20 protein-coding genes are annotated in these 22,826 nt (G+C 36.6%); 19 read left to right on the plus strand and 1 reads right to left on the minus strand.

The window, feature by feature from the left end; all coding sequences use genetic code 11:
* Positions 1 to 6: 6 nt before the first annotated feature.
* From ACED60_RS07820 to ACED60_RS07895, 16 genes are all read left to right on the plus strand, one after another.
* Positions 7 to 1,326 (plus strand): ABC transporter ATP-binding protein, encoded by a 1,320-nt coding sequence (locus ACED60_RS07820; protein ID WP_009847950.1) that lies wholly within the window; start codon positions 7 to 9, stop codon positions 1,324 to 1,326.
* A 54-nt stretch (positions 1,327 to 1,380) separates the two neighbouring features.
* On the plus strand, positions 1,381 to 2,019 hold the full coding sequence (locus ACED60_RS07825) for a sulfotransferase (RefSeq protein ID WP_009847949.1): 639 nt from the start codon (positions 1,381 to 1,383) through the stop codon (positions 2,017 to 2,019).
* Positions 2,016 to 3,125 carry a DegT/DnrJ/EryC1/StrS aminotransferase family protein gene (locus tag ACED60_RS07830; protein WP_009847948.1) on the plus strand — a complete coding sequence of 370 codons (1,110 nt, stop codon included), beginning with the start codon at positions 2,016 to 2,018 and terminating at the stop codon, positions 3,123 to 3,125. The genes ACED60_RS07825 and ACED60_RS07830 overlap by 4 nt, the downstream gene beginning before the upstream one ends.
* Entirely contained in the window at positions 3,122 to 3,793 is a 672-nt protein-coding gene (locus ACED60_RS07835) for a WbqC family protein (protein ID WP_009847947.1), read from the plus strand. The genes ACED60_RS07830 and ACED60_RS07835 overlap by 4 nt, the downstream gene beginning before the upstream one ends.
* A gap of 23 nt (positions 3,794 to 3,816) precedes the next feature.
* Entirely contained in the window at positions 3,817 to 5,007 is a 1,191-nt protein-coding gene (locus ACED60_RS07840) for a glycosyltransferase (protein WP_371727262.1), read from the plus strand.
* A 71-nt stretch (positions 5,008 to 5,078) separates the two neighbouring features.
* The gene (locus tag ACED60_RS07845) at positions 5,079 to 5,708 is read left to right on the plus strand and encodes a class I SAM-dependent methyltransferase (protein WP_371727264.1); all 630 of its coding nucleotides are present in this window, start codon (positions 5,079 to 5,081) and stop codon (positions 5,706 to 5,708) included.
* A 9-nt stretch (positions 5,709 to 5,717) separates the two neighbouring features.
* Positions 5,718 to 6,377 (plus strand): acetyltransferase, encoded by a 660-nt coding sequence (locus ACED60_RS07850; RefSeq protein ID WP_009847944.1) that lies wholly within the window; start codon positions 5,718 to 5,720, stop codon positions 6,375 to 6,377.
* Entirely contained in the window at positions 6,364 to 7,320 is a 957-nt protein-coding gene (locus ACED60_RS07855) for a hypothetical protein (protein WP_009847943.1), read from the plus strand. The genes ACED60_RS07850 and ACED60_RS07855 overlap by 14 nt, the downstream gene beginning before the upstream one ends.
* A 68-nt stretch (positions 7,321 to 7,388) precedes the next feature.
* Positions 7,389 to 8,687 carry a DUF563 domain-containing protein gene (locus ACED60_RS07860; RefSeq protein WP_009847942.1) on the plus strand — a complete coding sequence of 433 codons (1,299 nt, stop codon included), beginning with the start codon at positions 7,389 to 7,391 and terminating at the stop codon, positions 8,685 to 8,687.
* On the plus strand, positions 8,680 to 9,072 hold the full coding sequence (locus tag ACED60_RS07865) for an FdtA/QdtA family cupin domain-containing protein (protein WP_009847941.1): 393 nt from the start codon (positions 8,680 to 8,682) through the stop codon (positions 9,070 to 9,072). Before ACED60_RS07860 ends, ACED60_RS07865 begins: the two co-directional genes overlap by 8 nt.
* Positions 9,072 to 9,815, plus strand: coding sequence for an acyltransferase (locus ACED60_RS07870; RefSeq protein WP_009847940.1), 744 nt, complete (start codon positions 9,072 to 9,074; stop codon positions 9,813 to 9,815). Before ACED60_RS07865 ends, ACED60_RS07870 begins: the two co-directional genes overlap by 1 nt.
* Positions 9,816 to 10,223: a MaoC family dehydratase gene (locus ACED60_RS07875; RefSeq protein WP_009847939.1), complete on the plus strand. Its 408-nt coding sequence runs from the start codon at positions 9,816 to 9,818 to the stop codon at positions 10,221 to 10,223.
* Positions 10,224 to 10,228: 5 nt separating this feature from the next.
* On the plus strand, positions 10,229 to 11,326 hold the full coding sequence (locus ACED60_RS07880) for a DegT/DnrJ/EryC1/StrS family aminotransferase (protein WP_371727281.1): 1,098 nt from the start codon (positions 10,229 to 10,231) through the stop codon (positions 11,324 to 11,326).
* Positions 11,327 to 11,328: 2 nt separating this feature from the next.
* Positions 11,329 to 14,961 (plus strand): glycosyltransferase, encoded by a 3,633-nt coding sequence (locus ACED60_RS07885; protein ID WP_371727265.1) that lies wholly within the window; start codon positions 11,329 to 11,331, stop codon positions 14,959 to 14,961.
* Positions 14,962 to 15,096: 135 nt separating this feature from the next.
* Entirely contained in the window at positions 15,097 to 15,999 is a 903-nt protein-coding gene (locus tag ACED60_RS07890; RefSeq protein WP_371727266.1) for a glycosyltransferase family 2 protein, read from the plus strand.
* The gene (locus ACED60_RS07895) at positions 15,992 to 17,125 is read left to right on the plus strand and encodes a glycosyltransferase family 4 protein (RefSeq protein ID WP_371727267.1); all 1,134 of its coding nucleotides are present in this window, start codon (positions 15,992 to 15,994) and stop codon (positions 17,123 to 17,125) included. Before ACED60_RS07890 ends, ACED60_RS07895 begins: the two co-directional genes overlap by 8 nt.
* Here ACED60_RS07895 and ACED60_RS07900 read toward each other — a convergent pair.
* On the minus strand, positions 17,115 to 18,986 hold the full coding sequence (locus ACED60_RS07900) for a polysaccharide biosynthesis protein (protein WP_371727268.1): 1,872 nt from the start codon (positions 18,984 to 18,986) through the stop codon (positions 17,115 to 17,117). The genes ACED60_RS07895 and ACED60_RS07900 overlap by 11 nt on opposite strands.
* A 172-nt stretch (positions 18,987 to 19,158) precedes the next feature.
* Between ACED60_RS07900 and ACED60_RS07905 the strand changes: the two genes are divergently transcribed.
* From ACED60_RS07905 to ACED60_RS07915, 3 genes are all read left to right on the plus strand, one after another.
* On the plus strand, positions 19,159 to 20,103 hold the full coding sequence (locus ACED60_RS07905; protein WP_009847933.1) for an SDR family oxidoreductase: 945 nt from the start codon (positions 19,159 to 19,161) through the stop codon (positions 20,101 to 20,103).
* A 111-nt stretch (positions 20,104 to 20,214) separates the two neighbouring features.
* Positions 20,215 to 20,763 (plus strand): sugar transferase, encoded by a 549-nt coding sequence (locus ACED60_RS07910; RefSeq protein WP_086027548.1) that lies wholly within the window; start codon positions 20,215 to 20,217, stop codon positions 20,761 to 20,763.
* A 315-nt stretch (positions 20,764 to 21,078) separates the two neighbouring features.
* The gene (locus ACED60_RS07915) at positions 21,079 to 22,818 is read left to right on the plus strand and encodes an SLC13 family permease (protein WP_009847931.1); all 1,740 of its coding nucleotides are present in this window, start codon (positions 21,079 to 21,081) and stop codon (positions 22,816 to 22,818) included.
* Positions 22,819 to 22,826 lie beyond the last annotated feature (8 nt).

Raw genomic sequence — 22,826 nt, forward strand, 5'->3', positions numbered from 1 at the left:
TAAATTATGAATGAACTTGCCATAAGTTGCAAAGGCGTAACCAAGACTTATCCAATGTACCATAATCCAAAGGACCGCTTTAAAGAGGCTCTTCACCCATTTAGAAAAGTCTACCATGAAGACTTCTATGCACTTCGAGATGTAAGCTTCGATATCCACAAAGGTGAAACTGTTGGAATAATTGGTCAAAATGGTGCAGGTAAGTCAACACTTCTCAAGATTATCACTGGAGTTCTAACTCCTACATCAGGAGCTTCTCAAGTAAACGGCGTTGTATCATCTATATTGGAGCTAGGAACCGGATTCAATAATGAACTGACTGGAATTGAAAATATTTATGTTAACAGTTCTTTGATGGGAGTGTCTAAAGAAAGTGTCGACAAAAAACTAGATCAGATCATTGCATTTGCAGACATAGGTGATCACATTAATCAACCTGTGCGTGGTTATTCTTCGGGGATGTTTGCACGATTAGCATTTTCTATAGCTATCAGTATTGATCCCGACATACTAATTGTGGATGAGGCATTAGCCGTCGGTGACATGAACTTTCAAGCTAAATGTATGACAGCAATGAAAAGAATTCAAGAGAATGGCACTACTATTCTTTTCGTTAGTCATGATATCAGTAGTGTGAAGAGTTTGTGTGAGAGGGCAATCTACATAAAAAATGGAGTTCTTCATGCTGAAGGTCACGCTGGAGAAGTCGCTGAATTATATATGAGAGAGATGCGAGAGGCACAAAGCGATCGTATTTCTAAAGACCTTGCTGTGGTTGATAAACCCGAACTGAATTCCAATATATTACCACGTGCTGAGCTCAAAGAGACAAGAGATCTAAAGAGCTTAAAAGTGTTTAAGACGCGTGTTGCAGAATTTCGATACGGTTCAGGCGGCGCAAACATAACTTTAGTTGAACTTTTAGACAAGAATGGCGAATTAGTGCATGAGGCTGACTTTAATGAAGAAGTTAGACTAAGAATACATATCGAAAGTGATATAGAAGACAAAGTGAGCGTTAATTTTCAGGTTTTTGATGACAAGAAAATTAATATTATATCAGGAGGTTGCCTTCTTTCTGAGGGGGAGTTAATTGATATAAAGAAAGGAAGTCGTCATATTGTCGATTATGACTTTAGACTTCCATTACAATATAACCATTACTCAATCCAAGCTACAATTACGTCAACACTAGTGGAAAATGTGTCCTATAATTTTATAGATGCAATACCTAATGCCTACTTGTTTAAAGTTAAAGTTAGACCGGAAATAACATTATGGTCCAAAGTTCATGTGTTTCCTAAGTTAACAGTGAAAGAGATTTAGAAAAAATCAGAGGCTACTGTAATTCTAGAGTGATATATAATGGTTGATATATAAATGAGTGCAATTAACAATAACACAAAGTATTTCTGTATAGGGTTCAATAAAACAGGTACAACTTCATTAGAAAATGCATTTCGATTATTTGGTTTTACTTTAGGGGACCAAGCAACAGCGGAAATGCTAATATTTGATTGGAATAATAATCAATTTGAAAAAATACTCAGATTTTGTGAAATGGCTGACGCTTTTCAAGATATTCCTTTTTCTCTACCTGGAACATATATAAAAATCTTTGAACAATACCCAAATGCCAAGTTTATTTTGACGTTGAGAGATTCTTCAGAGCAGTGGTATGAGTCTCTTACTCGGTTTCATTCCAAAGTCTTTTCAACTGATAAGAATAGCTTACCCTCTAAACATGATCTAGATAACTCTATGTATCGCTATAAGGGGTATAGTTTGGATGCAATGAAAGTTATGTATGGTTATCCAAACGTACCGCTTTATGATAAGAAGCATTACATGGATTTATACGAAAAGCACGAGAAGGACGTAAAAGAATTCTTTAAAGATAAGCCAGAAAATTTATTGGTTTTAAATGTTGCGGAGACAAACTCTTATCAAAAGCTTGCGGATTTTGTAGGGGTTCGTGTTGAGAGCGATGGCTCTTTTCCTTGGGAGAATAAGACATGAAAATTAAAGTAACACAGCCCTCATTTCCGCCTCTTAGTGAATTTAACCAAATGCTAGAGGATATCTGGGATAGGAAATGGCTTACTAATGGGGGGCATTATCACCAAGAACTAGAAAGAGCTTTAGCCAACCATCTTGGAGTTAAGTACGTTTCTTTATTTTGTAATGGTACTATTGCTTTATTGACTGGTCTCAAAGCTTTAGGGATAACTGGAGAAGTTATCACCACTCCTTTTACGTTTGTAGCAACTTCTCATGCAATTGAATGGAATGGTTGTACCCCTGTGTTTTGTGATATAGATCCCGATAGCTATAATTTGGATCCCTCTAAGATAGAGAGCTTAATCTCTGAAAAAACGCAAGCTATAATGCCAGTTCATGTTTATGGAACCCCATGTGATGTAAAAGCTCTAAAATCTATTGCTGATAAATATGATTTGAAAGTTTTCTATGATGCAGCTCATTCCTTTGGTGTTGAAGTTGACGGTGAGTCTATTTTAAATTTCGGTGACTTATCAATGATGAGTTTTCATGCAACAAAGGTATTCAATACGATTGAAGGTGGAGCTCTAATAACAAACTGTCCTGATATGAAGAAAAAGATCGATTTCTTGAAAAACTTTGGCTTTGCTGGAGAAGAATCGGTGGTTGATATTGGGATTAATGGCAAAATGAATGAAGTACAGGCTGCTTTTGGCTTAGCTCAGTTAAAGTATGTTGAGGAGCAAATCACTCATTGCAAGAGCATTTCTGATTTGTACCGTGAAAAGCTATCTGACGTGCCTGGTATCGAAGTTCTGAAGGAATCTGATAACGTAAAATATAATTACTCATACTTTCCAATAGTAGTTAATGAACGTGAATTTGGTATTGATCGTGATATGCTTTATGAAATATTAAAAGATAACAATATTTTATCTAGAAAATACTTTTATCCGCTAGTATCTGATTTTGATGTTTATAAAAACAATCGAGAAATTTTTAGACAAGGTAGTCTTAGCGTTGCAAAAAAAATAAGTGCTAGAGTTTTATGCCTCCCAATATACTCTGACCTTAATATAGATGATGCAAGTAACGTAATTGATGTGATTAGGGCCTCACGATGAAAGTAGCAATAATGCAACCCTACTTTTTCCCATACTTCGGTTATTTTGAGCTAATTAAGTCAGTCGACAAATTTATAATTTATGATGATGTCAACTATATAAAAAAAGGATGGGTAAATAGGAATCGGATATTAATATCCGGAGAGCCAAAAATGTTTACAATGCCTCTGGTTAATGCTAGCCAGAATAGGCGTATAAATGAAATATTGCTATCTCCCCAAATCTCATTATGGAAGAGCAAATTTCTTAAAACAATTGAGTTAAATTATAAAAGAGCCCCTCATTTTGAAGAAACTTACGCTTTGGTAAGTAAAATCATTGGTTATAAATCAGAGAGCTTATCTGACTTTATAACCAATAGCATAGTTAATATTTCTAAACACTTAGATATTAATTCAGAGTTCGTTATAAGCTCGTCTCGCTACAATAACTCCCAGTTAAAAGGGCAAGATAGAATAATCGACATATGCCAAAAGGAATGTGCTAGTGTATATATAAATGCACTCGGTGGGAGGGATCTCTATGCTGGAGGTGCATTCTTAAATAACAATATTGAACTAAGATTTATGGAGAACAAATCTTTGGTCTATGACCAGTTTTCTAATGAGTTTGTCAGTAATCTTTCGATCATAGACGTTCTTATGTTCAATGGGAAGACGTATCTATAATAACTGTTTTTCATGGAGTTATAATGAATAATCCTCCTTTAGTAATCGTATGGATGTGTACTTATAACCATATAGATTATATTGAACAAGCTGTTGAATCAGTCATGAGTCAAAAGACAACATTTACATTTAAATTGATTCTTTTAGATGATTGTTCGATTGATGGTACGAGAGATAAGTGTTTTGATCTTCGACGTAGGTATGGCTCTAAATTGGAGTTGATTCTTCCTGAAAAAAATACAGGGGGAAAATCTGTTATTGATGATCTTTATCCTAGATGCCTTAATAGTGGTGCTAAATATATTGCTCTTTGTGAAGGCGATGATTATTGGACTGATGAAAATAAGCTACAAAAACAGTTTGAAATGTTGGAAAAACTACCTGATCACGCCGGTTGTTCACACAATACTAAAGTTATTAAAAACCAAAGCAAAAGCGACAACGAATATATTGTTAATCAAAGTATAAAAAATACTTTTACGATTGACGATTTTACAAAGGGACTAGCATATTTTCATACATCGTCGATGTTATATCGAATAAATATGATGAAAAAAATAGATTTTGACTTCTTTAGGGAAAATCCTGGCGACTGGCTCTTATTAACATTGATGTCGGAACTTGGTCCGATTCACTATATTGATGAATCTATGTCATCGTATAGGATTCACAAAAATGGCGAGTGGAGTCGTTTAAGTAAGCTATTTCAATTAAAGAAAAACTTAGAATCGATCGTTAGATATAATCGTGGCTTTAGACAAAGATATGAACAAAACTATATGCCGTTATACATTAGATCTTCCTTATGTGAATACAAGAATTATAAGCAAGAAATTATTGAAAATTTGAATGTTTTTGAATACAACGAGCTTTTAAAGTTAGTTGAGTATTTCTATGAACATAATCAATCTAGTGAGAAAAGGATTAATGAAAATTCTGAAGTAATACAGAGTTTGCAGTTGTCAATCGGCTATCAGCAAGATGAAATAGACCTTTTAAAAAGCAAAATAAAAGGTAAGGAAGATTTCATTGAGGTCATGCAAAAAAAATTAGAAGTGAAAAATTATGAAATTAGAGCTATAAATGACCAAGTTATTGAAATGAAAGCTATAAACAATCAATTACTTGAACGTCTAGATAGACCTACTTTTTTAAATAAACTATCAAGGCTTTTTATAAATATATATAAACGTTGCCTTGCTATTTTTTTCTGATCTTTTAAGTCAAATTTAATACCTTAGCGATTGAAAACAGTTTTTGCTAAGATTTAATCATAGGGCTAGTTATGAAAAATCAACATCTTACGATAATGAAACATTACGAAAAATGTTTAGATTTATATGGTGACACTCATTTAGGTGTCGATTGGCCAAATAAAGAAGATGCGAGGTTACGATATGCAATTATGAAAGATTTAATTGTACAAGAAGATCTTAACTCGCGTATTTCCTTGTTAGACTTTGGCTGTGGGGCTTCTCATTTTTTTGAATACTTGAAAGATGTAGAGCTTAATAATGTAGATTATTCAGGCCTTGATATATCAAGGAAGTTTGTGACCTTGTCTAAGGAGAAATTTCCAGGCAACAGCTACTATTGTGTTGATATATTAAATAACGATACCGAATTACCACAGTTTGACTACGTTATTCTAAATGGAGTATTTACTGAAAAATGTGACCTCTCATTCGAAGAAATGTTATCCTTTTTCAAAGCTGTACTTACTCGTGTTTTTGCAAAGGTAAATATAGGTATGGCGTTCAATGTAATGTCAAAAAATGTAGATTGGGAGAGGGATGATTTATTTCACCTTTCTCTGGACTTGCTCACAGAGTTCTTGTCAAAAAATGTCTCAAGGAAATATATCATACGGAATGACTATGGTTTATATGAATATACAGTTTACGTCTATAAGTAGGGACTAGTGATGAAGCCAATTGTTGTATTTGGGGTTGAAGACTTTGCCGAACTTGCGTATTACTATTTGACTACGGATTCACCTTACAAAGTAGTTGCTTTTACAGTCCATGAAAAATACATGAAATGTAAAAGATATAATAATCTTCCTGTTATACCTTTTGAAGAGTTGGAAAAAAAATACCCTCCAGAACAATATGATTTGTTTGCGCCAATGATGGCAAAGAGAATGAATACTCTAAGAGAAAAAGTATACTTAGAAGGTAAAGAAAAAGGGTATGACTTCATTTCGTATGTCAGTTCAAAAGCTACAGTTTTTAACAATGTAATTGGAGAGAATTGTTTTATATTGGAAAATAATACTATTCAACCATTTTCTGTAATTGGGAATAATGTAGTGTTGTGGAGTGGGAACCATATTGGGCACCATGGTATAGTTAAAGACCATGTTTTTTTTACTTCACATGTCGTAATGTCAGGGCACTGTGTAATTGGCGAGAATTGCTTTCTAGGTGTTAATTCGACTATAAGAGATGGTTCCAATCTAGCCAAAGGCACACTCTTATCAATGTCTTCGTGTCTAACTTTAAAAGAAACAGAAGAGTGGGGAGTGTATATCGGTCATCCCGCAAAGAAAAAAGGGACTCGTTTTAGCTATGACGTATTTTAATCATTATAAATGGGAAAAGGTGGGGCTGATATATAAACCCAACAACACTATACCTTGGAGTGTTACTCATGCCCAAGCTCCAGTTGCTGATTATATTGAAGATAAGAATATTATACGTGTATACTTTTCCACTAGAAATATTGATGGTTTAAGTCTACCAACATTTGTCGATCTTAATGCAGATAACCCTTTAGAAATTATTCATATTAATGAAAGCCCTCTACTTGACCTTGGAAGCTTAGGTACATTTGATGATAGAGGTGTAATGCCATCATGGGTTGTTAATCGAGGTGATGAACGATGGTTATATTATATCGGGTGGAATGTAAGGGATAATATTTCCTATCACAACAGTGTAGGTTTAGCAATCGCTTCTTCTTCCGATGATAAATTTGTTAGGTTCTCCGAAGGGCCGTTGTGGGATAGAGATTGGAAAGAACCTTATTTTTCGGCGTCTACTTGCGTTTTATTTGATGATGGTGTTTGGAAAAATTGGTACTTATCCTGTACTGGTTGGAAGGTTGTCAATGGTAAATCGGAACCACGTTACCATATCAAATATGCTGAGTCTGAAGATGGGATCAATTGGGTCAGAGAAGGAAAAGTCGCTATAGACTATAAAAATGAGGAAGAGGCAGGTATCGTAAAAGCTTCTGTAGTCAAAGAAAACGGAAGATATCGAATGTGGTTTTCATACCGTAATTTCACAAACTATAGAACTGATCCAAAAGCTAGCTATCGTATTGGATATGCCGAGTCGAAGGATGGCATTGTTTGGAATCGAAATGACGACCTTGCAGGAATTGATATTAGCGCTTCGGGCTGGGATTCTGAAATGATAGCATATCCCCATGTAATAAAAGTAAAAGAGAGTTATCTTATGTTTTATAACGGTAATGGTTTTGGCCGATCAGGCTTTGGGTATGCTCGTTTGTTGAAATGATAATTATCGTTCGATATTGAATTGAAATTTTTGTTTTATTAGTTTGTAAAATTACAAATGGATTTTAAATGTTATTGAGAAGTCTATATTATTTGTTCCCTAGGTTTATTCGTCACCAATATATTGACAGTATTATATTCTACCGCCATGTTTTTTTTAGGCTAATAAGTTTATTTAAATCTAAGGAAAATAAACCCGAAGAAAATCGTTTCGATGTAAGACTAGTCGGGGATTTAGAGTTATTGGGGGGGGGATGTGAAATTATCCAACATGTATCTGAACGCTATGCAAGTGTACAAGGTCCACTCTTGTATGTAGATAATCAGGAATGTAAACGTTCATCGCTTGAAGGTAGACTACCTGATACTAAAGTTGTGCGTTTAAGCGGAGTTCAGGTTATTGGTTCTACAGATGCTGTAATTTCCGGAATAAATATGTACCATCATGAATTAAGCCTAATGGAAAATATTCATGATTTAAAGCGGCCAGATATTTTCTTGAAATATGAAGAACTGGAAGGTTTTGATTTTCAGATTTCGTTTATTCGTGAAAAGTTAACTCTAGATGGATTAGTGGTAAGTTTATTAAAAGAACATTCGACTAATTATTATCACTGGGTTACAGAAGTTATACCAAAGCTAGCTAATATGATGGAGTATATTGAATCTAAAGATGAAAAAATAACCATTTTAGTTGAAGAGGGAACCCCTCAACAAAGTCTTTCCCTTATCGAACTTCTCTTGTCTGAGTTAAAAAATACTGAATATCATCTCTGTCACGTAAAAAAGGGTCAGTTAGTTTATTGCGAAAGTTTAATCTATTGTACTCCTTTATGGACTTCTCTTGATAATACTCGGTCTTTGCCTAATCCGAAAAAGGAGTTTTTTGTTTCTTCTGATTGTTTGAAAAAAGTTAAAGATAAATTGTCAAAAAACACACTATCGAACAATTATATTTTGAAAAATAAAAAAATATACTTACAAAGAGAAAACACCAAGCTAAGGAAGCTCAGTAATGTTCTAGATTTAGAGAGGTTACTGTATAGGAAAGGATTCGACTTTGTTGATCCTGGCTCTCTTGATTTTTTTGAGCAGTATAATTTATTTTCGCAAGCTGAAGTTATAGTTGGTGCTTCTGGTGCTGCCTTTACCAATTTATTATTCATGAAACCAGGTAGTACAGCTATATCACTATACCCATCGGCACAAAGCACTAACTATTATGTATTTCAGCCCTTAGCTGATGTTTCAAATGTTCATTTGATTCACTTCCTTACTACTCCTGACGATAACTCAAACTCTGTTCACGGTGATGCGAACGTAGATGTCAAAGAACTAGAAAAACTATTGGAAAAACTTGATGATTAAAACATTTAAATTCAATGTGCTTGGTGACGATAGAGGATCATTAGTTTCTCTCGAAGAATTGGGTAACATTCCCTTTGAAATTAAGCGTGTTTACTATATTTTTGATACAAAGAGCCAAATATCTAGAGGCTTTCATGCTCACAAAAAATTAGAGCAAATGGCGATTTGTGTGAAAGGTAGCTGTAGAATTGTCTTAGATGATGGTCAGTCGAGAGAGAGCGTTGTACTCGATAGTCCAGAACAAGGGTTGTATATTGATAATAACAAATGGCGAGAAATGCACGATTTTTCAAAGGATTGTGTTTTGTTGGTACTCGCGAGTAATATTTACGATGAGTCAGATTATATTCGTGATTATGAAGAATTTTTAAGGTTGGTAAACTAATGACTATACATAAAAGTGCGATCGTATCGAAAAAAGCAACGATTGGTAAAAATGTAACTATCGGAGCCTTTAGTATAATTCATGACAATGTAGATATTGGAGACAATACGGTTGTCGAAAGTAACTGTGAACTAGGTGTAGAAACTTCTTTATCAGGTAATAGAAAGTTAGTTGTTGGTAAAAATTCACATATTCGCTCATACAGTATGTTTTATGAGGGTTCGACTTTTGATGAAGGTTTAGTTACGGGTCATCGAGTTTCTGTTCGAGAGAAAACCGTCGCTGGTAAAAACTTTCAAATTGGAACCCTATCAGATATACAAGGGGATTGTGAATTTGGTGATTATGTGAGGCTGCACAGTAATGTTCATGTAGGAAAACTTTCAAAAGTCGGAGATTACGTCTGGCTATTTCCCTATGTTGTCCTTACGAATGACCCGCATCCGCCAAGTAACGTAATGCAAGGCGTTGTTATTGAAGACTATGCTGTGATAGCTACAATGTCCGTAATATTACCGGGAGTCACGATCGCTAAAGGTTGTTTAGTTGGAGCAAGTTCAACAGTAGCTAAAAGCACTCAAGAAGATATGCTTTATTCTGGTAATCCAGCGAAATTAATCGGCCCTGCCGCAAGAATACGCTTGAAAGATGGTAGCCGCAAGCCAGCTTACCCTTGGGTTAATCACTTCCATAGAGGCTATCCAGATGATGTCGTACAGCAATGGGTAAAGGAGAGTAACTAAATGTATGATATTCACGATATTGAAGTTGGGATGTCCGCATCATACTCTCAAACTATTTCTGAAGCTGATGTAAAGCAATTTGCTGGCTTCTCTGGAGATAGAAACCCAGTTCATCTTGATGAAGTTTATGCTGAAAACTCTCGTTTTAAGAAAAGAATCGCTCATGGCATGATTAGCTCTAGTTTTTTTTCCGCGCTGTTTGGAACTAAGCTGCCAGGTGAAGGCTGTGTCTATGTATCTCAATCCTTGAAGTTTAGGAAGCCCGTTTACATTGATGATACGGTTGTTGCTACTGTAGTTGTAAGCGAAATTGATATAAATAAACGTCGCGTTTATTTTGATACGTATTGTAAAGTGGGCAAGCAAAAAGTTATAACCGGCCAAGCAGAAATATACATTCCAGAGTAATTATGATGATTCCATTTTTAGACTTAAAAAAAATTAACGAAAGATACAAAGACGAAATTAAGGCTTCCTTTGACAAGGTTATTGACTCTGGTTGGTATATCATGGGAAATGAGCTCGAGCAGTTTGAAAGAGAGTTTTCAACTTATTGCCAAACGAAGTTTTGTATTGGTGTCGGCAATGGGCTAGATGCTCTAACGCTTACTTTGAAAGCATGGAAAATTATGGGGTTAATCGATGATGGTGATGAAGTTATTGTCCCTTCTAACACTTTTATTGCATCGGTGCTTGCTATTTCCGAGTGTAATTTGACTCCTGTATTAGTTGACGCAGACCCAAATAACTTTAACATCGATGTTTCCAAAATCGCTCAAAAAATCACATCAAAGACCAAAGTCATACTTCCGGTACATCTGTACGGTCAATTAGCTCCAATGAAAGAAATTTGTAAGCTAGCTGAAGATTATGACTTGTTGGTGCTAGAAGATTGCGCACAAGCACATGGAGCTATGATTGATGGGAAAAAAGCGGGATCTTGGGGTCATGCTGGTGCCTTCAGTTTCTATCCAGGGAAAAACTTAGGGGCTCTAGGTGATGCCGGTGCAATTACAACAAGTGACGAGAAGCTAAAGGAAATAGTTTCTGCATTAAGAAGCTATGGCTCTCACATAAAATATGAGCACATTTACAAAGGTGTGAACAGTAGGTTGGATGAAATACAAGCGGCTATTTTAAGAGTTAAGCTTAAGTACATTGATGAAGATATTGAAGATCGTCAAAGGGTTGCACGTTATTACATTGACAATATTAATAATGATTTAGTAAAACTCCCTGAATGGGAATATGAAGAAAGCCATGTTTTTCATTTGTTTGTTATTAAGACATCGGAACGAGAAAAGTTGAGTGAATACTTGTTAGAAAATGGTGTTCAAACTCAAAAACACTATCCTAAATTTGTCAATGAACAGGTAGCATACGCTGAAATAGATCATAAAAATGAAGTTAGAGCTATTTGTGATGATATTTTAAGTCTACCGATAAGCCCTATTTTGACTGAGTCAGAACAAAAGCATGTAGTGAACCTGATCAATAACTGGTCTAATTAATTATGAACGAATCGAGCCTTCCTCTAATTTCAATATGCATGGTTACTTATAATCATGAAAATTACATTTCAGATTCTATTGAAAGTTGTTTATCTCAAACTTATAAAAACTTTGAGCTAATTATTGTCGATAATAACTCTACAGATGGTACAGTTGAAGTAGTAAACAAGTATAAATCTGAAAGCAATAAAATTAAATTAATTGCTCTGGATAATAATACCTTCCCTTCACATGCATCTAACTTGGCAATTAGATCTGCAAAGGGGGTTTATATTACTTTACTTTCAGGTGATGACCTTTATTACAATAACAAACTAGCAATGCAATTGAAGTTGATGCTTGAGAGTGGGGCTCGTTTTTCTTTCACTTGGGTCGACACAATTGATGATGAAAAAAATATATGTGGTCACGAATTATCTAAAATATTTAATAAGGATTTTAATAGTTTAGAGATAAAAAAACATTTCATTGATTGTGGAAATATGTTGTGTGCGACTTCAGCGATGTTACATAGAGGCATCTTTGAGGAGTATGGTTATTTCGATGAAAGGTTACTTCAACTTCAAGACTATGACATGTGGTTAAGGTTATCTTCTACTGAAGATATTACATTACTTAACCATAAATTGTCTGCGTATCGGGTGAGAGGAGACGGTGAGAATTTGAGTTTGGCTATCAACGACTCAAAGTTTTTCCGAAGTGAGTATGAACAGTTTCGTGTTGAACGTCACTTTTTGGATTTTGACCTAGAATTCTTGTCATATGTCGTACGTTCTGAATGCTCTGATTCTTCTAAATATCATAAGTTACATGATTACCTAATTAGTATCGGTAAATTTGCATCGGCTAAGGCAATACTCGACGAGTTCTATACTCGCATTGGTGTCGACATAAATTTTCCTTCTGACAAATACCATAACTTCTTTGACTTATACTCAAGATCTGACTTCTTCAGAAGCAAAGTTTTAGATGAAGTAAGTATTTTGACAGATGAAAATAACTCATTAAGTCATAAAGTTGAATTGTTAGAAGAGCAAGTCAATGCTCTTGATAGCACGGTTAACCGTTTAAGGGCTATTGAAAGCTCTAACACTTGGAGAGCTGTACAGCCAATTATAGCCGTACTTTCAAAAATAAAGAGAGTGAAGGAGCTCGTTCTTTATCTGCCTCGAATTATTCATCAGAAAGGTCTCAGAAATACCTTAAATTATGCTTTTCAAGTATTTAAGTCAGGTGGGTTACGCACTCTAGTACGCACAGCTTTAAATAATTCAGCGAGAGGACATGTCCATAGTTTGACTGAGAGAGACTTTATCAACAAACCTTCAGTATTAGCTCATGGCGTTTGTCTAAACTCAGTAACAATCATCGCTGAGTTAAGTATACAACAGTGTACTAAATACAGAGTTACACAGAAAAAGGAAATGCTGGAGCTACTAGGTTTTAAGTGCGAAGTGGTTTCTTGGACTGATTACTATCAGTCGAGAACGAGTATATCCCATTCGTCAGTAGTTATTTTTTATCGGGTTCCGAGCACTGATACTGTATTGGCTTTGATTGAAGAGTGTAAACGCCTCAATGTAAAAACTTTTTGGGAAGTCGATGACCTTATCTTTAACGAAGCTATACTAGCAGAAAGTAAAACTGTTAGTGATCTCTCGAGTGAAGTTAGAACTCAAGTTTTGGAAGGCGCTAATTCTTATAAGCAAGCACTTCTTGCGTGTGATATGGCAATTTCTTCGACCTCTGGTTTAGCTGAGTCTATGAATGCTGAAGGAGTTGAAAATGTTTTCATACTTGAAAATTGCTTAGATTCAGAAACTCTTCAGCTAGCTAATGAGATATTAAAGAGTTCGGAAAAGAAACAGAAAATAGATAATAAGATTAGGATAGTATATGGGTCAGGCACATCAACTCATAATATTGATTTCGAAGAAGCCGCTTCGTCTATTGCGAAAGTACTGAGAGAAAACTCTCAGGTAATTTTTAGAATCATAGGTTTACTGGAGCTACCATCCAGCTTTGATGGCCTTGATGCTCAAGTAGAACGCTTTGAACTTTGTAGCTACTCTGAGTATTTACGCTTGCTATCTGAGTGCGATATCAGTATTGCACCCTTAGAGAAATATATATTTAATGAAGCTAAAAGTAATATTAAATATATCGAAGCATCTATAGTAAAACTTCCTTCAGTATCGTCTCCTTTGAGTGCCTTTATCGATGTCATCGACGATGGGGTAAATGGTTATATAGCTAGTGATCAGGTTGAGTGGTTTGACAAGCTGACAAAGCTTGTTTGTTGTGAGCAAACGCGACAAGACATGGCGATTAATGCAAATACTACAGTCTTGGCCCGCTATAATACAGAATCGATAGCAAACACTCAGCTAATGCCAATTGTAAGAGACTATAGTTGTATTAAGACCAAACCAAGAATAGTTGTATTCAACGTTTTTTATTCTCCGAGGTCTTTTGGTGGTGCTACGATTGTCACAGAGCAAATAAATAAGCTTTTACAAAAACATAAAGGCTATGAAGTGTATGTGGTTACTACTCTTCCTGTTGATGATGCTTTACGAGCTTACGAGCCTGTTCGTTATGAGGTAGAAGGTGTAACTGTATTCGGTGTACCTGTACCAAATGAGGATATGGAACTTTACAATAACAAATCAATTGTAAAGCCAGTAGCAAAAATATTAGAGGTGGTTAAGCCTGATCTGGCTCATGCACATTGCTTGCAAGGACTGGGAATCGGTGCTCTTCAAAGTTGCATTGATAAAAATATAAACTATATTGTTACTGTTCATGATGCTTGGTGGTTATGTTATAAGCAGTTTATGATCGATTCAAAAGGTGAGTTCTGTGGTCAAGATAAAATTGATTTAAGCAAGTGTAAGAACTGTACAGATAATCAAAAAACGCCTTCACTTCGAGATGCTGAACTCAGGCACTATCTCAAAAATGCATGTGAAGTTTTAGCTCCGAGTAGTTATACTGCAGAGCTTCATGATCTCAATAATATGCACCCTAAGCCTTTAACCGTTGATAGAAATGGTATTCTTATGCCTAAAGCATCAATAGTTAAAAAATTTGACGGTAGTATAACTTTTGGTTATGTCGGCGGAAATACTCCTATTAAAGGCAGCGACTTGGTATTAAAAGCTTTCTCTAATGTTAATAATTCTAAAGCTTTTTTGAAAATAGTTGATAATATGATAAATTTAGGACATAAGTCTTATCCGGATCATGTTGTATCTAGCATAAATAACTGCACTATAGTTCCTGGGTATAACCAAAATAATATTGATGATTTTTTTGAATCTATCGATGTGTTGTTATTCCCCTCAAGATGTAAAGAAAGCTTTGGTCTTACCGTCAGGGAGGCTATTGCTAGAAATGTTTGGGTTATTACTACTGATTCCGGTGGTGTTACAGAGTGTATTATTGAAGGAGAAAATGGGAATGTTATTCCATTTTCTTCTGATTCAAAGAAGTTAGAGAATGCAATAAATAATGTTATCACCCATTATGAGAAGCTGAAGCTTGGAGATGATATTGACTTGCCTAAAGATTCAATCGCATATTTTAGTGATCAAGTAGATAATCTTGATGGAATATACAAATCATACCTTTAATAATAAATGATCTGGTTGGGTTGAATTATATAATTTTTAACCCACTCCTTAATTGAGAAATTGTCGTCATTTTATTTTTCGGTTGTTATTAGTTGTGGTTATAATCAGTGTTTAAAATTAAATGATGATAAATTTATGCTTGAAAACAAAAAAGAAGTTTCTGCGATAATTATTACGTTCAATCCCGTCCAAGAAGAACTTAAGTTATTAGTCGACAAATTGAAGCTACAAGTTTCGAAAATTTATATAATTGATAATAATTCCTCTGTGCCAATAGATATAGATGACTCTGAACAAGTCGAAGTGACATTTTTATCGGACAACATGGGGATTGCATATGCTCAAAATATTGGTATTAACAAGGCATTAAGTGAGGGTTTTATTGACTTTATTTTGTTTGATCAAGACAGTGTTCCATCTGAATCAATGGTAAAAGAGTTGTTTATAGCTCGACAAGCAGCTCAATTTGAAGGTCAAAGAGTTGCAGCCGTTGGTCCTGTTCATATAGATCAAGATACATTTTCTGAATGTTTGTTTATTCGTACATCTAGGTATAGTGTCAATAGGTTCTTGTCGAGTGATAGAAGTGAAAATACCTTTTCTCCATGTGACTTTCTGATAGCTTCTGGTTGCCTTATTTCAAAGGCTACGCTTGATGATATTGGTTATATGGAAGAGGGGCTATTCATTGATTGTGTTGATATTGAATGGGGATTTAGAGCGAAGAGTAAAAATTATGTTTGTATCGCTGCATTTAATGCGAAAATGTATCATAAGGTTGGCGGTGCTCCGTTGAAAGTTTTAGGTCAAAGCCTTACAACTCATTCCCCAGTACGTCATTATTACTATTATCGTAATTTTTGCCGTTTGCTACAAAGGGCATACATACCATTGAGTTGGAAAGTTTACACTCTTATAAGATCAAGCTTACAAGCACTCATTTTTTGTGTATTTCTCAAACCTAGGTTTATGCAATTTAGATGTATTATAAAAGGGGTTTTTCACGGTCTAACTAATCGAAGTGGCAAGTATGAGTAAAAAGATCGTTTACGTAATAAATGTTGATTGGTATTTTCGTCTCCATTGGTTGGAACGTGCAGAGTACTTCAAATCTTTGGGGTTTGAGATACATATTGTTAGCAACTTTTCAAATGACGATATTAAACATGAATTGGTTTCTAGGGGATTTATTTGCCATCAATTGTCGGTCAAAAGAAAAAGTGTTAATTTTTTTCGAGAGGTTTTTAGCGTTTATAATCTTAAGAAAATATTAGATGATATTCAACCTGAATTAATACATTGTGTAACAATTAAGCCTAACATATATACGGGATTGTTAAATAGAGTATTTTTTCATAAACCGATAATATATAGTGTGACGGGGTTAGGTGCAGTTTTTAGTTCTAACTCGATTAAATTTAATCTATTGAAACACATCATCACTACACTCTATAAGTGTATATCTATTTCTAAATCACGTTTCATTTTTGAAAATGGTGAAGATTATAAATTATTTGATGAAATTGGTGTGTTAAAATTCGAAAATGGTCGAGTTATCAAAGGTGCTGGAATTGATCTAGATCGCTTTTGTCCTTCAATGTCACCTCTAAATAAGAATGTATTATTCGGAGCTAGACTTTTGAACGAAAAAGGGTTGGCCTGCTTAGTCGAAGCAAAGCAGATTTTAGAAAACCAAGGTGTTGAATTTACGCTTAATGTTGCGGGAATTATTGATAGCGACGTTGCTTCTGCTATTCCTCTTTACCAGGTAGAGGCTTGGGCAAGCTCTGGTGATATTAATTGGTTAGGTAACGTGCAAAATATGCCTAAGCTAATAAAAGAAAACGATATAGTATGTTTGCCTACTACATATGGTGAAGGTGTCCCTCGAATCTTAATCGAGGCGGCCTCTTGCCAAAGAGCGATAATCACAACCGATGTCGTTGGTTGTCGTGAAATCGTATCTCATAATGTTAACGGTTTACTGGCGCAACCTGAAGATGCAATTTCACTTGCTAACTGTTTACGGGCATTGCTTGAGAGTGATGAAAAAATTCTTGAATTTGGCATTAAGGGGCGTCAGAAAGTTGAAACAGAGTTTTCTCAAGAAATGGTATTTGAAAAAACTCTAAGAGTTTACGATGAACTTGGTGTTATTCGTTAGTATTGGGTTTATACCCAGTTGGTGCATCCAATAGAATCCTCATAATGCATTCTTCATCAAAGTTATGGCAACATCCATCGAGTTGTTCCAAAAGTGGCTGCATTTCACTCCAATTCAACATTAGTTCTCTGGCTGTCATTATTTTTTGATGGCCGCTGCCTTCCACATTATCCCCAATCAAAAGCTCTTCATAGAGCTTTTCTCCTGGGCGTAAACCTGTGAATTTTATAGAGATATCGCCTTCTTGAGAGTCGCCTTCTACATTCTCTTGCATACCCATCAAATGAATCATGCGTTTTGCTAGGTCAAGTATTTTGACTGGCTCCCCCATATCAAGCACAAAAACTTGGCCATTGTGCCCCATAGCTCCCGCTTGGATAACTAATTGTGCCGCTTCTGGTATCAACATGAAGTACCGAATGATGTCAGGGTGAGTGACTGTTACAGGACCGCCACATTTAATTTGCTTTTTAAATAATGGAACAACCGAACCTGAGGATCCTAGGACATTGCCAAAGCGTACCATTGTGAAATTGGTGGTGTTTTGCTTATCGGCCAATGCTTGAAGAACCAGCTCAGCCATGCGCTTGGTTGCGCCCATCACGTTAGTTGGTCTTACTGCTTTATCTGTTGAGATGAGAGTGAAGTTTTTTACCCCTGTTTGGATTGAGGCTTCTGCGCAAGCCAGTGTGCCAAACACATTGTTACGTACGCCTTCAACAATATTGTCTTCAACTAAAGGGACATGCTTATAAGCTGCAGCATGATAAACGGATTCAATTCCATGTGCTGCCATAAGTTTTTCTAAGCGGTTTTGTCTCTGAACTGAGCCAAGAGCTGCGACGATTCGAGTCTCGCTTTTTAAGTTTGTTTTTGTCAAATTTAGTTCTTGGTCGATTTTATAGAGGTTGTATTCATTTAGCTCAAACAACACAAGTGTTTTTGGTTTCTGTGACATTATCTGACGACATAGCTCAGAACCGATAGACCCTCCGGCGCCAGTAACCATCACATTCTTATTAAAAATGTTTTGTGCTAAAAGTTCTTTGTCCGGGTCAACAGCTGCTCTTCCAAGTAGATCTGCAACATCAAGATCTTTCACGTCAGTTGCAGTTGCTTTACCCGCTGCTATATCTTCCACGGATGGTACAGATTGCACTGCGATTGGCCAGTGTGACAACTTTTCAACCAACCTTAAACGCTCACCTTTATTAATGCCATTAATTGCTAACAGGAGCTTTACGGGTTGGTAAAGTGATTGAAGATGTTCAAATTCACTTGGATGGTGGACCTTTAGCCCAAACAAAATTTGACCTGATTTTGTTAGGTCATCATCAAGTAAAACTACTGGGTTGTACTCATCACCCTGAATCAGAGCATATGTTAAGTCACGGCCCGTAGCCCCTGCGCCATAAATAAACACATTGGGCTTTTGGCGCTTAAACCAGTGATAATAAATTGAACGGATAAGTATTCTGGGGCCACCTAGCGTCAGGGTAGCTAAGCCAGCATATATAAATGGGACACTTCTAGGGATGAACGACTGGAAAAAAAATCCGCTCATTATTAAAGCTAGGGTCGATATTATAACCCCAAAGAAGATGTTGCCAACGGCTGGTAGCATCATATAGCGTAGAACCGCTCGGTACATTCCTAATTTAACGAAGCTATAAATTGTGATTGAAACAGTAATAAAAAGAGTTATTAGCTCCTCTATTTCGACTGAAAAAAATGCATTTCCAAGCCTTAAGGCAATGGCTAAATAGAGTGAAATCACGATAGCGAAAATATCATAGCCAATACTGATGAAACGCTTGTTCTTACGTTTGGCATTAAGCAATATATGTATTGGTCTGATCATGGTGTTCCTTAGCGAGCCACTGAGCTTCTTAAGTTTGATAGTTATAGTTTTTAGAATGTATTTTAATGTCGTTGAGTGCGGTAAGCTAGTTGTAATTGATTGTTATGTGTCACTCGGTACGTTTACTGTTAATATTGTTTGTTATTTGTTCTACTTTTAGGCTTTTTGCATTATGAGAATTGTAGTCACAGGCAGCACTGGTTTTGTCGGCTCTAGAGTTGTTGAGTTGGCTAGAGAGCGTGACTGGGCAGTCACTCCGGTTGTGCGTAAGCAAATAGGTCCACTAACTAATAGCTTGGTTGTTCCTTCTATTGGCGCATCTACTGATTGGTCGGGTTCATTCGAAGGTGTCGATTGTGTTGTTCACTGTGCAGCTCGTGTTCATCAAATGAATGAGGTCGAGCAAGATGCAGTGATAGCCTATCGAGATATTAATACACTGGGTACATTGAACTTAGCGAAGCAGGCAGCTGATGCGGGCGTTAAGAGATTTGTCTTTGTTAGTTCGATCAAAGTAAACGGTGAGTTTAGCGAGCCCAATTTACCCTTTGGGCCGAATTTAAATAATACTCCTCAAGACCCTTACAGTTTGAGTAAGTATGAAGCTGAAGTTGAGGTGGCTAAGCTCTCAAAAGATACAGGGTTAGAAGTGGTTATTATCAGGCCGCCATTAGTTTATGGACCTGGCGTAAAAGCGAATTTCTTATCTATGATGCGTTTGATTGACAAGGGTATTCCATTACCGTTTGGTGCCATAAAGAACCGTCGAAGCTTGGTGTATCTGGATAATCTATCCAGTTTGATACTGGTGTGCTGTGAACACCCTTTGGCTCCAGGGCATACATTTTTGGCTTCTGATGACCATGATGTATCGACAACTCAATTAATGCGAACAATTGCTCTATCTATGGGAAAAACACCGAGGCTTATACCCGTTCCTATGTCTTGGATAGAGCTGAGTGCTTCAGTGTTAAAAAAACAACAAGTCGCACAAAGAGTATGTGGCAACCTCCAAGTTGATATTTGTTTGACGAAGGAAATTCTGGGGTGGACACCTCCCGTGACCTTTAAGCAAGGAATCAAAAGAACAGTAGAAGCGTACTTGAAGTCGCATTGATGTGTTTTAGATAGCTTGTTACTTTCTTATCCATAAGTTCTTCAGGTGTTTTTGATTAATTAGTAGTACTTATATCGCCCCAGTTTTTAATTCAAATTTAATAGGACTTATATTTTGATTCGTTTATTGGATTTCTTTTTTGCTCTCTTTGGTCTGTTGTTCCTGTGGCCAGTATTTCTCCTTATTTGTATCCTTGGTTACTTTGATACAAGGTCGCCTGTCTTTTTTCAAACGCGTGTAGGTCGTAACAAAAAACCTTTCACCTTGGTTAAATTCCGCACAATGCCTGTCGAAACAAAATCTGTCGCGACTCATTTAGTTGGAGCGAGTTCAGTGACCAAGCTCGGTGGATTCCTGCGTAAAACCAAGCTTGATGAACTGCCTCAGCTATACAACGTGCTTAAAGGTGAAATGAGTTTAGTTGGCCCAAGACCATGTCTGTTTAACCAACAAGAGTTGATTGATGAGAGAGAGTCGAGAGGAGTATTGTCGGTTAGGCCTGGTGTGACGGGATTGGCTCAAATCAATGATATCGACATGTCGACACCGAAAAAATTAGCGGAGTGGGATCAACGCATGATTAACACGTTGAATACTAAGTTTTACTTCCAATACATTATTCAAACAGTATTAGGTAAAGGCTCGGGCGACCGCGTTTAATTTTTCTCTTGCTTTCTTACGTATCTTTGACGTTTTTTAGAATCAGTCTTGTATTGTAAGAGGCTTAGGCAAGGGGCTAAACCTGTAGTGAATGTGGCTGTTTAGATCGTAGGTTATTGAATGATAAGCACAACTTTAAGTAGCGAAGTCAGTGTTCGTTAGTGAATTTTAGTGTTGACGAGAGCCATGAACTGACACTTGTATTTCCCTGTTTTATGGTGTCACTATACTTAAGCCTATAACGTCACCATGATAGGCTGTTCTCTTTGGTGTTTGTATTCTCATACCTTAATTCGTTTATTTGGAGCATTGGTTTTGCTTGATTGGTTAATTAATCCTGCTGTTCAGGTACTTGGCTTATTCGTTGCAACAATTTGCGGCTTGATACGCTTTCAATCTCAGTCTGATAGAGTGTTTGGTGTATTGTTGTTAGTGCTTTTTACCAGCTCTCTTGTTACGACAGAACAGGTTATCCAAAGCTTTTCAAATATGGGTTTATTAACTTTGATGCTGTTGGTTATTTGCTCTGTAGCATTAGAGAAAACGAAGCTACTAAGAGTAGTTACCAACTATGTTATTGGACCTAACTATCGTTTCACCTTGCTCAGGTTATTCAGCTTAACCACTTTTTCTTCAGCGATATTGAACAATACTGCGGTCGTTTCCACTATGTTGGCACCGATCCGCAACAACCCGCATCACAAAGCCAGTAAACTACTTATCCCTCTTTCTTATGCTGCCATACTGGGTGGAACCTTAACCTTAGTTGGAACGTCCACTAACTTAATCGTCAATAGTTTGGTTATCGACTCAGGTTTGCCCAGTTTGAGGTTTTTCGACTTTACCGTGGTGGGCTTATGTTTGGTTGTGGGTTGTGGGGTGCTTTTGTTTGCATTAAGCCCATTATTGCCAGAGTACGACAAGAACCAAGTTCAGATCCGTGATTATATTATCGATACTGAAGTCGCTTCAGATTCAGAGCTAATCGGAAAGTCTGTAGAGCAAAATGGTCTTCGACATTTAGAGTCGTTATTTTTGGTCGAAATATTGAGAGAGGGGCGCTTGATATCGCCTGTGACTCCTCAAGAGGTTATTGCACCCAATGATCGCTTGTTGTTTAGTGGTGACGTTAAGAAGATCACGATACTAAGGGAATTCAATGGGCTTTCTTTGTTTGCGAGTAATAGTGGCTTACCCCTTGATAATCTCTCCGAAGTGGTTATTAAACCGGAAAGTAACTTGGTCGGAAAAACACTTAAACATTCAGGCTTTCGTGCTTTGTTTGATGCTGCTGTCGTTGCGATTAAACGCGATGGGGTGGCGTTGTCGGGTAAGCTTGGTGAAGTGACGCTTGAGGCTGGTGACTACTTAGTGCTTGCAGTGGGAAACGATCACTATTCAAGAAATAATATCCGTAAGAATTTTTATTTATTGAGCGAAGTTGAAACGGATCAGTGCTTAAGTGGGTGGAGAGAAAAGCTGACTGTTGTTGGGTTTCTCGGTTCTATCTTGTTGGCGGCGTTAGGTGTTGTGTCTCTTTTTAAAGTGATGTTGATATTATTAGGTGCACTTTTGTTGTCTGGGTGTTTAACGGCTAATGAGGTTCTGCAGCGTTTACCTAAAAATGTTTGGTTAATTATATCCTCCGCCCTGCTCTTGTCTCAGGCTTTAACAAATAGTGGTGCTTTGGGTGGGCTAGAAACAATGGTTCATTCATATGATTATTTGTTTACTCCACTGACGGGCTTGATTGTTGTTTATTTGTTGGCGTGGTTAATGACAGAGTTGGTCACTAACAATGCGGCGGCTGCACTCGTACTTCCTATTGGAATCGAATTGGCTTCGAGTTTATCTGCAAACCCTCAAGCGTATATACTTGCAGTCGCGTTTGGTGCTAGCGCCAGTTTTATTAGCCCATATGGTTACCAAACTAACTTGATGGTGTTTAATGCGGGACAGTATAAGCTGCAAGATTTTGTGAAAGTAGGCGTACCGATGTGCCTGCTTTATGGCTTGATTGTGTTAATCGCAATACCTGCCTTTATTGGATTGTAATTTAAGGA

This window comes from Vibrio sp. 1F279, from assembly GCF_041439815.1.
GTDB classification, from domain to species: Bacteria; Pseudomonadota; Gammaproteobacteria; order Enterobacterales; family Vibrionaceae; genus Vibrio; species Vibrio tasmaniensis_A.